General features: G+C 68.3%; 17 protein-coding genes. 5 read left to right on the top strand and 12 right to left on the bottom strand.

Annotated features, from left to right (window positions below):
* The coding region (locus ACOACQ_RS23800) for a DUF7507 domain-containing protein (protein WP_420289414.1) at positions 1–2,260 on the bottom strand (2,260 nt) is incomplete at its 3' end.
* A gap of 276 nt (positions 2,261–2,536) precedes the next feature.
* Between ACOACQ_RS23800 and ACOACQ_RS23795 the strand changes: the two genes are divergently transcribed.
* Positions 2,537–2,851, top strand: a complete 315-nt coding sequence (locus ACOACQ_RS23795) for a hypothetical protein (protein WP_378597320.1) — start codon at positions 2,537–2,539, stop codon at positions 2,849–2,851.
* A gap of 105 nt (positions 2,852–2,956) precedes the next feature.
* Positions 2,957–3,193, top strand: a complete 237-nt coding sequence (locus ACOACQ_RS23790) for a hypothetical protein (RefSeq protein WP_378597321.1) — start codon at positions 2,957–2,959, stop codon at positions 3,191–3,193.
* Positions 3,194–3,196: 3 nt separating this feature from the next.
* On the opposite strand, the gene ACOACQ_RS23785 is transcribed toward ACOACQ_RS23790, so the two are convergent.
* The 3 genes from ACOACQ_RS23785 to ACOACQ_RS23775 form a co-directional block, all read right to left on the bottom strand.
* The gene (locus tag ACOACQ_RS23785; protein WP_420289413.1) at positions 3,197–5,464 is read right to left on the bottom strand and encodes an ATP-binding protein; all 2,268 of its coding nucleotides are present in this window, start codon (positions 5,462–5,464) and stop codon (positions 3,197–3,199) included.
* Positions 5,465–5,531: 67 nt separating this feature from the next.
* Positions 5,532–5,705, bottom strand: coding sequence for a hypothetical protein (locus tag ACOACQ_RS23780; protein ID WP_378597323.1), 174 nt, complete (start codon positions 5,703–5,705; stop codon positions 5,532–5,534).
* Entirely contained in the window at positions 5,702–6,958 is a 1,257-nt protein-coding gene (locus tag ACOACQ_RS23775; RefSeq protein ID WP_378597324.1) for an Ig-like domain-containing protein, read from the bottom strand. The genes ACOACQ_RS23780 and ACOACQ_RS23775 overlap by 4 nt, the downstream gene beginning before the upstream one ends.
* Before the next feature lie 160 nt (positions 6,959–7,118).
* Between ACOACQ_RS23775 and ACOACQ_RS23770 the strand changes: the two genes are divergently transcribed.
* Positions 7,119–7,721 (top strand): RNA polymerase sigma factor, encoded by a 603-nt coding sequence (locus tag ACOACQ_RS23770; protein ID WP_378597325.1) that lies wholly within the window; start codon positions 7,119–7,121, stop codon positions 7,719–7,721.
* A 44-nt stretch (positions 7,722–7,765) separates the two neighbouring features.
* Here ACOACQ_RS23770 and ACOACQ_RS23765 read toward each other — a convergent pair whose 3' ends face one another.
* Positions 7,766–8,122: a hypothetical protein gene (locus ACOACQ_RS23765; RefSeq protein WP_378597326.1), complete on the bottom strand. Its 357-nt coding sequence runs from the start codon at positions 8,120–8,122 to the stop codon at positions 7,766–7,768.
* A 117-nt stretch (positions 8,123–8,239) separates the two neighbouring features.
* On the opposite strand from ACOACQ_RS23765, the gene ACOACQ_RS23760 reads away from it, so the two are divergent.
* On the top strand, positions 8,240–8,701 hold the full coding sequence (locus ACOACQ_RS23760) for a MerR family transcriptional regulator (protein ID WP_378597327.1): 462 nt from the start codon (positions 8,240–8,242) through the stop codon (positions 8,699–8,701).
* Between the two features lie 7 nt (positions 8,702–8,708).
* Here ACOACQ_RS23760 and arr read toward each other — a convergent pair whose 3' ends face one another.
* From arr to ACOACQ_RS23740, 4 genes are all read right to left on the bottom strand, one after another.
* A complete protein-coding gene (arr, locus tag ACOACQ_RS23755) occupies positions 8,709–9,119 on the bottom strand; it encodes an NAD(+)--rifampin ADP-ribosyltransferase (protein ID WP_378597328.1) in 411 nt (136 codons plus the stop codon).
* 20 nt (positions 9,120–9,139) lie between these two features.
* Entirely contained in the window at positions 9,140–9,838 is a 699-nt protein-coding gene (locus tag ACOACQ_RS23750; protein WP_378597329.1) for a class I SAM-dependent methyltransferase, read from the bottom strand.
* A gap of 27 nt (positions 9,839–9,865) precedes the next feature.
* Positions 9,866–10,849, bottom strand: coding sequence for an NAD(P)-dependent alcohol dehydrogenase (locus ACOACQ_RS23745; RefSeq protein ID WP_420289412.1), 984 nt, complete (start codon positions 10,847–10,849; stop codon positions 9,866–9,868).
* 109 nt (positions 10,850–10,958) lie between these two features.
* Complete coding sequence (locus ACOACQ_RS23740) at positions 10,959–11,426, bottom strand: hypothetical protein (protein WP_420289411.1); 468 nt, start codon at positions 11,424–11,426, stop codon at positions 10,959–10,961.
* An 88-nt stretch (positions 11,427–11,514) separates the two neighbouring features.
* On the opposite strand from ACOACQ_RS23740, the gene ACOACQ_RS23735 reads away from it, so the two are divergent.
* Positions 11,515–12,636: a phosphatase PAP2 family protein gene (locus tag ACOACQ_RS23735; RefSeq protein ID WP_420289410.1), complete on the top strand. Its 1,122-nt coding sequence runs from the start codon at positions 11,515–11,517 to the stop codon at positions 12,634–12,636.
* Here ACOACQ_RS23735 and ACOACQ_RS23730 read toward each other — a convergent pair.
* From ACOACQ_RS23730 to ACOACQ_RS23720, 3 genes are all read right to left on the bottom strand, one after another.
* A complete protein-coding gene (locus tag ACOACQ_RS23730) occupies positions 12,519–13,364 on the bottom strand; it encodes an alpha/beta fold hydrolase (RefSeq protein WP_420289409.1) in 846 nt (281 codons plus the stop codon). The two genes, ACOACQ_RS23735 and ACOACQ_RS23730, sit on opposite strands and share 118 nt — an antisense overlap.
* A 22-nt stretch (positions 13,365–13,386) precedes the next feature.
* Entirely contained in the window at positions 13,387–15,189 is a 1,803-nt protein-coding gene (locus ACOACQ_RS23725) for a M1 family metallopeptidase (protein WP_420289408.1), read from the bottom strand.
* A gap of 125 nt (positions 15,190–15,314) precedes the next feature.
* Entirely contained in the window at positions 15,315–15,518 is a 204-nt protein-coding gene (locus tag ACOACQ_RS23720) for a cold-shock protein (protein ID WP_056711080.1), read from the bottom strand.
* Positions 15,519–15,603: the final 85 nt, after the last annotated feature.

Genomic DNA, 15,603 nt, shown 5'->3' with positions numbered 1-15,603 from the left:
CCTGCGTCACGACGTACGTCGCGGTGCACTCCATCGACGCACCCGGCGCCAACACCGACGGCGCAGCCGGATCACAGACCAGGGCCGAAACCGTGCCAGAACCCGTGAACGCGGTCTCCTCGATCTGTACATCAGACAGCGTCACCGTTCCGGTGTTGGTCGCGACGAAGGTGTACGTCATGGTGTCGCCGACCACGAGGTCATCACGATCGGCCGTCTTCACCAGGTCGATGCCCGCAGCGCCCTCGGTGGGCGTCACCGTGGGGCTCTCCGGCGACTCCACGACCGGACCCGACGGCGGAGTACCCGTCGCGGTCGCGACGTTCTCCACGGTCCCGGCGTCCACGTCAGCCTGGGTGATCACGTACGGCGCGTCGGCCTCACAGGTGACCTTCTCGCCCGGAGCAAGTGTCGACGGCTCACACGTGATGGTGATGTCCAGGCCCGCCAGCAGCGGGTCATCGATCGCCACCTGGGTCAGCGTCACGTTGCCCGTGTTCTCCACATCGAAGACGAAGTTGATCTCGTCACCGACATCGGTCAAGCCGTTGCCGTCGACATCGTCGACAGATGCCACACGCTTGAGGAGCTTGATCGACGGCCGCGGGTTCGCGGTGTTGGTCAGGGTGCAGGTGATGTCCGCACCGGCGACCGGCTTGATGCTGACGGAACCGGCGAAGCCGACGCCCGTCGGCAGCCCCGTCTGCCGCCCGGTCGAGTCCACGCAGGTGATCGACTTGTCATAAGCCCCGAGGTTCGTGCCCGCCGATGCGGTCTCGGTGAGGAAGTACGTCGTGTCGACGTCTGCGACGTAGGTGCCCGTCGTGCCGGTACCTGCGGCGACCGTCGCCCCGGTGCCCTGTGTCGTGGACGCCGTCGTGTTGTTCACGACTGGTCCACCAGCGGAACCGCTGTGGATCTGGACCGTGAACTGGTCGGCATCCCTGATCCGGGAGCCGCCGAGTGCCTTGACCATCTTGATCCGCGGCGCGCGCACCTCCAGCGGGGTGTTCTCGGGCGGCAACAGGTTGGTCGTGACGTTCGCAGGGCCGTTGACGTAGGTGCCTTCGAGGTCAGAGGTGACATTCACCGTGACCGTGCAGGAAGCCTGGTTCAGCGCCAGGTCACCACCGGTGACCGCGATCGAGGTCGCCCCTGCGTTCGCGGTCCGCACCAGCGGGGCGCCCGTCGTCGAGGTGCACGTGCCGCCGACGTTCGGGGTTGCCGCGACCTTGAGGCCTGCCGGCAGGTTGTCGGTGAAGGACCAGTCGGCCTTAGCCATCAGCTCGCTGGTGTTGGTCACGGTGAAGGTGAGGGTCGAGACCCCGCCCGGCGCGATCAACGGAGGGCTGAAGGACTTGTCGAGGCTGGGTGTGACGTCCACGATCTGCGGAAGGTCGAAGGACACGTCGTTGCCGTTGCCGTTGGCCCGCGCGTTGTACAGATGCAGGCCCAGGGTCGGGGTACCCGTCGTCGGCACCTGAATGGCCGCCGACTGCAGCTTCACCACCCGGGTGCCGTTCGGATAGGCGGTCCCCGGTTCATAGATCGTCCCACCCGGGGCGGTGCACGGATCCAGACCGCTGCTCAGCACCGTCGGAGTGCCGTTGATGACCAGCGAGAACGTCATGCTGGCGTGGTTGGAGAAGCAGTTGACCTCGGCGAAGTACGCCGACACGGCGTAGTAGTGACCGGCGGTGGCCGGGATGCCGGACTTGGTCTTGAGCTCGTAACCCGCCGCGATCACACCCGTCGCGGCATTGGTGTACTCGGTGAGCACCTGGTTGGTGGCGGCCTGTGCGGCCGTCTGTCCCTGCGCGAGGCCGAGGTAGGTGGCCATCTGCCGGAGCTGGTTCCAGCCATCGGGCTGGTTGTTCGCACAACCTGCGTCCTGGGCGGCGGTCGGCTGCGGGGTCAGGGAGTTCATCACCCAGCCGTTGCACTGGGCACCGGCCGGCGTGTACTGCCGGTCGGCGTCGTAGGTCATTGCGTTGGCGCCGGTGTAGTTCAGGATGTTGATCCCGGTCGCCGACGCGTTCTGCTGGGAGAACGTCTCGGTGAAGATGGGCGTGCCGGGCTCCGTGACCCCGGCCGCGGACAGGGCAAGTTCATCGTTGATCGGTGCCATTGCCTTCGGGGCCACGCGGATCACTGCGGTCAGCAGCAGCAGGATCGCCGCAGCGACTCCGACGACGACCGCATGGCGTCGCAGGACTTTGGCCACGTTGGTGCGGGCACTCCGCGCAGCGTGCTTGGACATCGAAACAACTCCCCATCTCGGAAAAGACCGGCATCGCCACGCAATGCACTCGGGGGGGAGACCGTGCAGGAGGGGCAACCCTTACGCACTCGAGGAAAACAAGATGGTGACGTGCGCCACACGCGAGCATCTCCTGCGGAAACTGAAAAATGGTGGCGGCCAGCGCGTCATCGATTCGCTGTGCGCGATGTCTCCTCCGCGAAGGCATCGGACCACGGTCCGGCTCGGCGGGAACGGGCGCTGCCGGCATCAGAAGCCAACGAGAGCGAGTGAGCCATGACCGACATCCCAAACGTCCCCGAAGGGTGGATGGCGCGAATGGAGCAGATGATCGTCGACGACGACGTCGCCTCCTTGAGCGGACCGTGGATCGTGCTGTGCATCGACATGCACAACCAGTTCGTGACCCACTCGGGGCCGTTCCCGGACGGCCTGAGCGCCCTGCTGGCGGCCGACCGGGACCGCCGTGAACAGGAGAAGCTGGACGAACCCGACCACTTCGTCTTCGACATCGCCCGGCTGGCAGCCCCGAACGCGGTCGGGTCCGTCGCCGGCTCAGCACCGCCCGGACCGGAGCCGTTGAGCCGATAGCGCACACCGACTGCCGACGCGCTGCCCGTCCGCGTCGAACACGAGAGGCAGACCGTGCCAGAAGAAGGAGACCTGTCGGCTGCAGGGGCCGACCGAATCCACGACGTGGTCGTCGAGGACGACCTGGCAGCGATCGACGCCGCGTGGATCGTGATCTGCACCGACCCCGCCACGGGCTTCACCAGCTATGCCGGTCCGTACGTCGGCGTACGTGCCCTCGCCGCAGCCGATTGGGAGCAGCGCGTTCAAGACGATTGGGAATTCGAGGAGCGTCTCAAGTTCCGCGTTGCGCGGCTCGCCAGTCCCCGGCCATTCGGATCGGTCGACCCAGGCGGACGGTAGCGGTCAGGCTCCGAGCGGCTGCTGACCCACGAACCAGACCGCGATCTGGGACCGCGAACCGAACCCGAGCTTGCGCAGGATGCTCTGGACGTGACCCTGCGCAGTTCGCTCCGAGAGGAACAAGCGCTCCGCGATGTCGCGGTTCGTGAGCCCTTCAGCGATCAGTGCAGCGACCTCGGTCTCCCGCCGACTCAAGGGCCCCGCTCGTCGCTGGGGAGCTGGCTTCCGAGGCAGCACGGGGTCCGCACTCAAGCCGACCGCGATGACGTCGTACGGCGCCATCGCGAGTCCGCGGGCGAAGGCGTCATCGAAGAACTCGTGACCAGTCTGCGCCCGCACCTGAGCCTCACCCAGTGATCGGAACTCACTGATGCCAGGCGTCAACTCCACCGGCATGCTCATCATCCTCCAGAACAGGTCGGCCCCACCCAGCAACGGGACAGCCCGATCGAAGTCGAAGGAGATTGCCGCGAGCCAGGCCAGCGCCTCCAGTGCCAACGCCGTCGCCAACTGGTCACCCAGCGACGATGACCTTGCCAGCGCCTCCTGTTCCAGGTCCGTCGCCTCGACCACGTCTCCCGACATGAGCGCCGCCAGGCCGAGGGCCCATCTGGCGTAGGCACCGATGTAGGTCTCGCCAAGAGAATCGGTGACCTCCAGACAGGACCTGCACACGACCCCGGCCTGCTCGTAGTTGCCCGCGAACACATGGGCGATGGCCGTGTTCAGGCGCGCCTCCAGCACGCCCGGGAGATGGTCGGCGCTGGCATAGGCCTCAGCACTCTGGACCAACAGGTCGACACCGGAGTCGAAGTCCTGTTCCCACGTCGCGACCACACCCGCGGCAAACAGGTAACTGGCTCGCGACATGTCATCGGCATCATCGACCTGCTCCTCCGCATCCCGCACCCGATCGCGCGCGTAGGTCAGGTCGAGTTGCAGCGCACCGAACCAAGCACAGAGCCGGAGTGCTTCGAGCTTGTCCTGGCGTGCCCCGTCCGTCCGTACGATCGCGCGCTCAATCCATCGACGGGCTTCACCCAGCAGACCTCCGCAGATCCACAACGGCTCCAGGCCGCGACACATCCGAAGCGCCACGCCGGCCGACGTCTCGCTCTCCAGTGCGTGCTCCAGAGCAGCGCGCAGGTTCGGATGCTCCGTACGCAGTCGGTCCATCCAGACCAGCTGGTCCGGTCCGACCCACTCGCGGTCGAGCCGTTCCACCAGGTCCGCGTACCAGGCCAGGTGACGGTCACGCCAGTGGGCGGCGCCCTCCAATTCAGCCAGCCGTTCGGCACCGAACTGACGAACGGGCTCCAGCAGGAGGAACCGGGAGCCCGTCTCTCCCACCCGTCCCACGATCGACATGTCCACCAGCGCCGAGAGCAGGTCCAGCACGTCAGCGGCATCGATGCCGGAGCCGGAGCACACCTCCTCTGCGGCGCTCATCTCGAAGCCACCGGTGAAGACCGACAACCGACTCCACAGTTCGCGTTCTTCGGGTGCGCAGAGGTCGTAGCTCCAGCCGACCGACGCAGCGAGCGACCGCTGCCTGGCGGGAACATCGCGCAGGTCCGTCTCGAGCACAGCGAAGTGATCCGCGATGCGGGCGAGCAGCGTGTCCGCCGACAGGACCCGGACTCGCGCCGCTGCGAGCTCGATGGCCAACGGGAGACCGTCGAGGCGGGCAACCAACGCACCAACGGCGGCGACGTTCTCGGCGTTCAGACGAAAGGACGCCATCGCCTCAGTAGCACGCTGCACGTACAACGCGATCGCATCGAAACGGACCGAACCCTCGAGATCGACAGCGGAGCCGACGTCCGGCACCGACAGCGGTGGAACCTGGTAGACGATCTCCCGGGTGATCCCCAGAGGTTGTCGGCTGGTGGCCAGCACCATGAGGTCGGGGCACGCCGCCAGCAGATCGGTGACCAACTCGGCGACCGCCGCGACCAGGTGTTCACAGTTGTCGAGAACCAGCAATCCGGGGCGATCGACGAGGAAGCCAGTCAGGACCGACCCGTCCCACGCACCCGCAGGGATCTGGAGGTCGAGCGCTCCAGCGACGACCTCGCCCAGGAGCTCAGGCTCAGCGGCGTTCGCGAGCTCGACCACCCAGACTCTCGCCCGCTCGTCATCCGTCGCCTCGGCGATCACCCGACGCGCGATCCTGGTCTTCCCAGCGCCCCCGATCCCGGTGAGCATGACGACCCTGCCGGGCGTCAGCAGTCGGCGAACATCCGCGACCTCGACGGAACGCCCAACCATCCCGTCATGGCCACCCAACGATGCACCCACAATCGACACCCTAGGGGCCTTCGCGTCTGGCCGAGGGTCAGATTGCCAGACCGATGACCAGCACGGCGACCAGCGCGGCGCTGCCGAGCGCGATGCCACCGACCGATATCAGCGGGAGCAGCAGCAGCGCGCAGAGTGCGGCGCTGGAGTCCTCCACGGCATCGAAGGTGTTGATCCGCGAGGTGTCCGGCCTGCCGTGACCGTCGGTCACGATCGAGTCCGGCCGACCAATAGCGCACCGGCGATGAGGAGGAGGGCCCCGGCGAGCACGGGCCAAGGGGTCAGGTTCGAACCCGTTTCAGGCAGGTCCCCGTCCGCTCCGATCGGCACCACCGCAGAGTCGTGCGAGGAGGACGCCGGCGACTCGTCAACCGTGGACGCCTCGACCGAACTCGTCGCCACCTCCGTCGGACCGGAGGACGTGTCCGTCGGACCGGTCGACGTGTCCGTCGGTGTTGTCGTCTCATCGACCGGGTCTCCCTCCCCGTCGCCGCCCGCCTCGGTTCGTTCGAGCTCCGAGGTCACGGTGGCGGGATCCTGTCCGCTGAGAGCGACCGTTCCGTCGTTGTGGTACTCGGCGAGATCCGGGTCGGTGACGTCGCTGTCGAGCGCGACGTTCATGTACCACCCGGCCGGGAGCTCCCAGGTCGCCGTCAACGACGTCGGCGTGCACACGATGTGCCCCGGGTCCGGGTAGGTCGCGGTGAGGTCGGCGATGACCGTCCCGTCGTTTGCTCGGCTGTCCCCCACCGTCACCACGACGGTGGCGCAGTCGATGGACAGACCCGGACGGGGCGTGTCGGTGATCGTGACCGTCGTGCCATCGATCGGCGTCTGCGGGGACAGCAGCACCGAATGCGACCGACGCTGGTCAGCCGGATCGGACCACCAGATCCACTTCGTGGCCACGGCGGGCGGGGGCTCGCAACCGGTCTGGCAAGGGTTGGAACCGGTCAGCGGGACAGTGGAGACACCGCCGCTGACGTCGAACTCGAGATCGACCGCTTCGCCCTCGTTGACGGTCTTCACGTACTGCGTGCTGAACCGACAGGTGCCGTTGACGTTGAGCGGGTGGGTCGAAACGTAGTCCGTCAGGGTGAACGTGACCACCCATGGCGGCCCGCCCGCGACGACCGCATTCGCGACCGGCGTGACCCCGTCCGGCGCGAGAAGTGCAAAGGTCGTCGGGCCCATCCAGCGAAGTGCGTCGGGCAGCGTGAGCGTGAAGGTGTCCCCAGGCCGCGAATGGTCCGGCACCTGCCAACGGCAGATGAAGTCCACACGGTCCCATTGGGCCACGCTGGTTGCCGTCGTGGACACCTCGATCGTCGCGGGCACCTCGGCCGCCGTGGCGTTCTCGGAGCGACCGCTCGTGACGACCAACCCGATCGCCAGCACGATCAGCGCGAGGACTCCGATGACGGTCCGAACGGCGACGGACGCCCTCTTGATTTCAGTTCCCACGCTGGAAAGACACGTGGAACGGCGCTCGCTTACGCACAAGCCGACGTGACCCCCGTCACGTGTGGCCGACGACAAACAGGTAATTCGGCGCATGTGCCCGCGGGTCCGTCCCGGTCACGCTGGTCAGGCACCTGATCCGACAACGAAACAGAGCACCACAGTGATCCGATTCCTTCCCACGCCGCTTGATTCTCGGGATCACACCACCACCGATGCCGACCTTCTCGGCCAGGTCCGCAACGGTGACATCCGGGCCTACGCCGACCTGTACGACAGGCACCGCAACGCCGCCCTCCGGGTGGCGATCGCGACCTCCGGGCCGTCGAGCGCCGAGGACCTGGTCGCGGAGGTCTTCACGCGGACCCTCCACCTGCTCATCAGGGGATCGGGCCCTGACCGGGCATTCCGCGCCTACCTCTTCACTGCGATCCGGAACCTCAACGTCAACGCCAGCAGCAAGGAACGCCGTTCCTTGCCCGTCGACGACCTCACGGCGTTCGACCACACTCCGCGTGGCGGCGCGCAGCACGATTCGCCCGCGCACGACCTGGCAACGGAGGCGTTGCGTGCGCTTCCGGCCCGCTGGCGGGAGGTCCTCTGGATGACCACGGTCGAGGGGCGTTCGCTCGACGAGGTCGCAACCCTCCTTGGCTCCAACCCGAACGCGGTCGCCCAACTGGCCTTCCGGGCTCGCGCAGCCCTCCGCCGGACCTACCTAGAGAATGCCCAGAGACTGGGACATGAACTCTGCTGCGCGGCGTAGAGCGCGGAACCAGGTCCTCGGCCTCGGCCTCGGCGATGCCGCCCCTAGAGGTCGATCGTATTGATGCCCGGCGCGGCGTCGACCCTGGTGAACTCGACGAACTCGGCGTCGTCGTCGATGTGGACGTTGTGGCCGGGGCGCAGGTAGTAGGCCTGCCCCGACGAGAGCGTCTCGGACTCACCGTCGGTGTAACGCACGGTCGCGCGTCCGGCCAGGACGTAGCCGAAGTGCGGCTCCTGGCACGCACCGTCGGGCAGGTCGGCGAACATCTCGGCGGTGTCGAGGCCGGAGTTCCAGCGCTCGAGGGCGACGACCATGCCGCCGGCCTCGGCACGGTGCTGGCGCCCCAGGCCCTCGATGTCGACAGCGATCCCGGTGTTCTCGCGGGTGAAGGTGGACATGGCATTCTCCTCGGGTCGGGGACCGCGATTTCGGTCCGTTTCGGGACCGTAGGCCTTGAACTCGAATGCAAGGTCAAGCCTTGACCCGACACCCGAGTGCAGGGTTTACCGTGAGGGATGCGGATCTCAGAACTCGCAGAACGGGTCGGGGTGCCCACCTCGACGGTTCGCTACTACGAGCGGGTCGGGCTCGTGGGAGTCCCCGGCCGGACCGGGTCCGGCTACCGCGACTACGACGACGACTCGGCCACCCGGCTGCTGTTCGTCCATCGAGCCCGCGGCATGGGCTTCAGCTGCCAGCAGATCGCCGAGCTGCTTCCCGCGTGGGGTGGCGTGAACTGCGCCGCCGCCCACGAACGCGTGGGCAGGCTCCTGGACGAGAAGCAGACCGAGATCAGTCAGCGCATCGACGAGCTGCGCCTGTTCGCAGAGCAGTTGGACGACGTACGACGCGCGCTCGACGCGTCACCACCTGCCGACGAGTGCCGGACGGACCTCTCGTGTTGCATCCCCGGGGGCGACGTCCAGGTCGTGCCGCTCGAGCTCGTGACGAACAGCCTCAAGCACCCGCGGCGCTGACTCGACGTCAGTTGATGATCTCGCCGCGTTCGTCGTCACGGATCGCCGCCAGGCGATCGCGCCAGGTCTGGAGGGCCTCGGGAGTCAGGCGCGTCCAGTCGTCCACTTCCCCGACGACCCTGAGCGGCTCCGTACTCCGGTAGGAGCGGGTGGGGTTGCCGGGGAACTTCTTGTCCGTCACGTTCGGGTCGTTCTCGAAGGCTCCGGTCGGCTCGACGACGTAGACCCGGGGCGGAGCCTCGCCCGGCGCGAGCTCTGCCGCGAGGCCGGCGCCGTCCACGAGCGCGGTGAAGTAGATGTGGTTCATCACCACCTCGGGCCGGTAGTTCGACCGGAACCCCGCGGTGAGCAGGTCACCCTCCCGGAGATCGGCCTTCGTCCCGTGGAAGAACGGCCCTTCGTCCAGCGCCTCGCTCACCGCCCCAGCCTAGTGCCGCCTCAGACGGCCTCGAGGACGAAGAAGAGGAAGCACATGAACGACTGGCCCTCCTCCAGGCCGGGAGGAAGCAGTTCCGCAGGAGTGTCCGGCGCAGGAGGCGGCTCGCTGACGGTCACGATCCGGAAACCCGCTTCAGCAAAGGCGTTCGTCATGGCGTGCAGTGGCCGGTGCCAGAAGGTCAGCCACGTCACCTGCCCGTCGAACGTGTAGTCCTCGGAGTACCTGGTCACCGCGAAGTAGTCGGCCTCCGGATACACGATCGCGTAGGCGGCAGGGTGGTTCACCGAGACCATGAGGCGACCGCCCGGCTTCAGCACCCGGCGCAGTTCCGAGAGCGGGCCGGACCAGTCCTCCAGGTAGTGCAGGACGAGGGACGCGACGACGTCGTCGAACGCGGCGTCGGCGAACGGCAACGGCGCGCCCAGGTCCGCGACGTGCAGGTCGGCGTCCTCACCCAGCCTCTCGCGCGCAAGATCCACCATGGCGGCGCTCGCGTCGAACCCGGTGACGTCCGCGCCCCGGTCCCGCAGGGCTGCCGTCAACGGCCCGGAACCACACCCCGCGTCGAGGATCCGGCGACCTGAGACATCGCCGGCGAGCCCGAGCATCGCCGGCCGCTCGTAGAACGCGTTGAAGATGTTGGACTCGTTCTCCGCCGAATAGGCGTGCGCGAAGTCGTCGTAGTCGGTGGCCTGCATGCCTCGTTCTTACCGAGGCCGCACAAGTCAGATGGTCACGACGATCTTGCCGCGCGCGTGCTCGACCTCCAGATGGCGGATCGCCGCCGCGGCGTCGACGAGCGGGTAGGACCGGTCGATCACCACGCGGACTTCCTTGCGCTCCACCATGGCGACGAGGTCGGCGAGGCGTTCCCCGTCCGGCTTGGCCATCGGGATCTTGACGCGCAGGCCGAGGAGCCGTCCGAAGAGGCCGCCCCTGGCCATCAGGCCGACCGGACCGAGGACCGTGCCCTCCCCCGGGTTGCCGCCGCCGGACAGCACGAGGATGCCGCCGGGGGCGACGACGCGGCGCAGGTCGCGCAACCGCCGGTTCCCCACCAGGTCGACCACGACGTCGTACTTCTCGCCGATGCGAGCGAAGTCCTCACTCCGGTAGTCGATGACCGTCGCCGCGCCGAGCGACAGCACGAGGTCCCGGTTGCGGGCGCTGCAGACGCCGTCGACGGTGGCACCCCGCGCACTGGCCAGCTGGACGGCGAACGTGCCGACCCCGCCCGACGCGCCGATCACCAGCACGCGGTGTCCGGACGCGACCTGTCCCGCCGTGAGCAGGAGGTCGGCGGTCGTCGCCGCCAGCGGCAGCGCGGCGGCGTCCTCGAAGGACACCGTCGCGGGCTTCCTTGCCAGGCAGGCCTGGGGTACGGCGACGTACTCCGCCAGCGTCCCTTCGTGCTCGCCGAGCACCTCGTCCCCGACCTGCCACGCGGTGACACCGGACCCGACGGCCTCGACGGTCCCGGCGAAGTCGCGGCCACGGATGCGTTCCCGCGGAGCCTTGCGACCGAAGATCTTGCGATCCATGAAACGGGCGACCTTCGGCTCACCGCGCATGATGTGCCAGTCGGCCGCGTTCACCGATGCGGCTGCCACCCGCACCAGCACCTCGTCCGCCGCCGGCTCGGGACGATCGACGTCCTCGAGCCGGAGTACGTCGGACGTGCCGTAGACATCCTGGACCAGCGCCTTCATGGGTTCCCCTCAACACGGAGCCGGCGGACCCGGCTGACGCGTCGACGCTAGGGGGCGCGCAGGACCGCGCGCATCGGGAACGTCCCTGACCCGACCCCGAGAAGCGCGATCAGGGCTTCGTGGTGATCGGCGCCAGGATGCAGTCGACAACGGTGACGAGGTCCGTGCACTCCTGGGCGGGCTGGGTCGGCGTGGGCGTCGGTGAAGGCCGCGGCGTGGAAGACGGCTTCGGCGACGGGGACGGCTTGGGCTTGGAGCCCGACTTCGCCGGGACCCTGGACGGCTCGTCGTCCGCCTCCTCGACGGCCTCCGTGCTCGGATCGTCGGCCGCATCCTCGGACGGGTTCGCGGACGGACTCGTCTCGTCAGCAGCCGATTGGGGGTCCGTCGTCTCGACCACGACCAACGGATCGACGCCCGAGGTCGTCGAGACGTCGGCCGGCTTGGGGCCGTCCGCCTCGTCCTTGCCCTTCGCGGTCGTACCGCTGCCGAGGCCAGCGATGCCGAGCACCCACGCGGCGGCGAGAACAGCGAGCACGGCCGCGACCGCACCGCGCACCAACCAGGTCCTGCTCATCTGTGTCTCCCCATGTCCGAGTACAGGACACGATCGTACGACGTCTGGTCGGTGCCCGCCCGGCCGCTACCCTCCCTTGGTGGGTTCCATGGCGAGCAGCGAGACCGAATCACTCCGCCCGAGCCCGACTCCGGGCGTCGTGGCCCGGGTGGCGGGCATGGCGGTCTTCGTCGTGGGCCTGGTCGCCTACATGCAGGTCAACGGCCTTCCCCGGCAGGGCTACCAGGTCGTGATCATCCTCTGGCTGGCCACGGTCGCCTGGGACGTACGACGTCCGATGCGGGAACACCTGGCGTTCCTGCGTGACTGGTGGCCGCCGTTCGCCGTGCTCCTGCTCTACCTCTACAGCCGGGGAGTCTCCGACAACCTCGGGATCCTCGACGTCAGCTTCACCTGGCCGATCGAGGCCGACCGCTGGCTGTTCGGCGGGACCCTGCCGACCGAGTACCTCCAGGCACACCTGTGCGGCGTGCCCTGCCGCCAGTCCCTGCAGCCCCGCTGGTACGACGTCGTGCTCACCACGGTCTACTACTCCCACTTCTTCGCCGCACTCGCCGTGGGCGCCGTGCTGTGGAAGCGCAACCGCCCCGCCTGGATCGGCTACATGCGGCGCTACCTGGCCATCATGTTGCTCTCGGTGGCCGGCTACATCCTCTACCCGATGGCTCCGCCGTGGATGGCTGCTCGCGACGGCTACCTGACCGGAGACGTCGCGCGGATCACCGGCCGGGGCTGGTTCGACCTCACCGCCTCGAGCCGGTCGGTCACGGCGAGCACCGAGACCACCGCACAGCAGGACCTCTCGTCCATCGGCAACCAGGTCGCGGCGATGCCGTCACTGCACTCGGCCCTCGCGATCTTCATCGCGTGGTGGGTGGTGTCGCACTTCCGGACGCCGTGGCGCTGGACCGTGCTGCTCTACCCCGCGAGCATGCTGTTCGCGCTGGTCTACTACGCCGAGCACTACGTCGTCGACGAGATCGCGGGTGCCCTGCTCGTCGTGGTGGTGATGGTCGCCTGGGGGTGGTGGGACCGGCGTCGCCGGAAGAGCCAGGAAGCGAGCCTGGAAACGAGCCAGGAAACCAGCCCGGATCAGGAGACCGAACCGGCGTGGGACACGATCAGCTCGGCCAGCCGGTCGGGCGCCTCCTCGGGGATGAAGTGCGCGACGCCCTCCAGCACCACCAGCTCGAACCCGCCCGAGCAGTAACGCTCGGAGTCCTCGCAGCCGCGGCGCAGGATCACCGGGTCCCGGTCGCCCCAGACCTGGAGCACCGGCGCTCCCACCCTCGGGAAGCCCAGGCCGGGCGTGGTGAACGGTAGGGCGCGGTACCAGTTGACACCCCCGCGCCGTACCCGCCGATCCATGAGGCGCTCGGCGTCGCGTCGAGCCGCCGCGACGGGCAGGCCCGCCTGCTCCAAACCGCGCTGCAACCCCTTGCGGTTGCCCAGGACCAGCTCGGGCAGGACCGGCAGCTGGAAGACGACGGAGTACCACCACCTGGGGAGCTGGGTGGTGGTCAGCATCGACCTGGCGAACGCTCCGGGATGCGGGACCGAGACCGCCGTGAGCGTCCGCACCAGCTCCGGCCGCACCCCCGCGACCTGCCAGGCGAGACCCGACCCCCAGTCGTGCCCCACCAGGTGGACGGGTTCCCCGATCCACTCGAGCACTGCCTCGACGTCGGCGACCAGCTCGCTGGAGCGGTAGGCCCAGCGACTGCGCGGCGCCGCACCTGCCGAGGCCCCGCGGAGGTCCGGTGCGACGACGCGATAGCCGGCAGCGACCAGTCGTTCGGCCACGGCGTCCCACGACCTGCTGTCCTGGGGCCAGCCGTGCAGCGCCAGCACCACGCCCCGGCACTCCCCTGCCGGCCGGTGGTCCCGGACCGAGAACACCAGCTCGCCCCGCGGTACGTCGATGGTTGCTACGGGCATCCCGCCATGATGGCAGTTGGGCTCAGGGGCCGCCGACGATGCGGTCCACGACCGACTGCGACACCGAGTGGTACGTCGGCCGGGCGATCGCGTAGATCTCCCGGGCTCGTGCGAGGCCGCGGTCGCTGGCGGCGAGCTTCTCGTAGACGCGGCGGATGTAGAGCGCGCGGCCGTGTCGGGTCAGGAAGGCGGCCAGGGCTTCGTCGACGGCGGGCTGCTCGAAGACGTAGCCCGACTCGGCGGCCAGCTCGAGCCACGCGGTCGCGATCTCGATGTTCCCGCTGGTGCTGAAGCCGAACTGGCTGTCGACCGCAGCCAGCACCGCGTGGTCGATGTCGACCGGCAGCGCACGCACGAAGTGCACCCACTGCTGGCTGACCCACTCACCGGAAGCCTCGACGAGCTCGGCCAACGCGCTCGCCCCACCCGTCACCAGCAGGGCAGCCTGCTCGTCGACGCGGTCGAAGGCGTCGGAGGTGAACTCGGGCGCGTTGTCCGGGACGCCGGGCCCGTGCACCCAGGCCTCCAGCTGCAGGTCCTCGGCCGACACCCCGGCCGACTCCAGCAGCTCGGTCGACAGGTGGGCCAGGAAGGTGGCGGTGTCCATCGACTCGAACGCGAAGCGGTCGAAGTAGTCGCGCAGGAACTGGTCGAACCGCTCGCGACCGACCTTCGACTCGATCAGGCGCAGGAAGAGCGAGCCCTTCTCGTACGGGATCTTCGTCGGCCCGTCGTCGGGGTCCCGGCCCGCCATGTCGAGCTCGAGCCAGGTGTCGCGCGGGGCCTCGTCGGCGACGGCCCGGGCAAGGTCCTGGCGACCGAGCCGCAGCAGCATGCTGGTGTACGCGGCGCCGTACAGCTCCTCGTCGATCCGGGTCTCGAAGTAGACCGTGAAGCCCTCGTTGAGCCAGATGTCGTTCCAGGTCGAGTTCGTGACGAGGTTGCCCGACCACGAGTGGGCGAGCTCGTGCGCGATCAGGGTCACCAGTGACCGATCACCCGCGAGGATGGTGGGCGTCGCGAACGTGAGGCGCGGGTTCTCCATGCCGCCGTACGGGAAGCTCGGCGGGAGCACCAGGATGTCGTAGCGGCCCCAGCGGTAGGGGCCGTAGAGCCGCTCGGCCGCCCCGATCATCTGCTCGGTGTCCGCGAACTCCCATGCGGCACCCTCGACGACCGACGGCTCGGCGTAGACGCCACTGCGCTCGCCGATCTCGCGGAACTCGAGGTCGCCCACCGCAAGGGCGATGAGGTACGACGGCACGGGCTGGGGCATCGAGAACCGGTAGGTCCCCGAGGAGTCCAGCTCGACCGGGTTCTCGGCACTCATCAGCGCGAGCAGGTCCGCAGGCACCCGGATGGTGGCGTCGTAGGTGACACGGACAGCGGGACTGTCCTGGCACGGGATCCAGGTACGGGCGAGGATCGGCTGCGACTGCGTGAACAGGAACGGCTTGCCGGATGCGGTCTGCTCGGGCTCCAGCCACTGGACGGCGCGGGCCTCGGGGCTCGTCGCGTAGTGCACGACCACCCGGTCCGCCGTACCGACCTCGACCGTCAGGGCACTGCCCAGGACCGGGTCGTGGTCGCCGAGCGCGTACGGCAGGGCGACACCGTCGGCTCCCGTCACGCGATCGACGGCGAGCTGCCACGTGTCGAGCACCAGCTCCGTGGCACCGGGCGTGCGGTGCTCGAGGTCGAACGTCGCGCTGCCGGTCAGCGACCGCGACACGAAGTCGACGGTGAGGTCGAGCGCGACGTGGGTGACCACGACCTCGTTGGGCCGGGCGAACGAATGGGGATCGGGAGTGAAGGACCGAGGCACCGCACCAACCTATCGAGGTGGTGTCGAAGACCGGGGTTTCTCGCGGCTCGTTCCGCCCGTGGTGTCCCCGACTCGAAAAACACGAAACCCCGGCGCCGAAGCACCGGGGTCTCGCTATCTGAAAGTCAGACGGGGCGAACGTTCTCCGCCTGCGGACCCTTCGGGCCCTGCGCAGCGTCGAACTCGACCTGCTGGTTCTCCTCGAGCGACTTGTAGCCGTCACCCTGGATAGCCGAGAAGTGGACGAAAACGTCCGGGCTGCCGTCGGCCGGGGCGATGAAGCCGAAGCCCTTCTCGCTGTTGAACCACTTGACGGTTCCCTGAGCCATGATGTTTCTCCTTGTTGTGTAAAGCAGGAACATCCAGACTAGAACGCTCCCTAACACAGAACCGTAGTGCAGGAGTGGCTGAGCG

The sequence above is a fragment of the Nocardioides sp. CPCC 206347 genome (assembly GCF_048654605.1).
Lineage (GTDB): Bacteria > Actinomycetota > Actinomycetes > Propionibacteriales > Nocardioidaceae > Nocardioides.
This window is presented reverse-complemented; position numbering and strand designations above follow the sequence as displayed.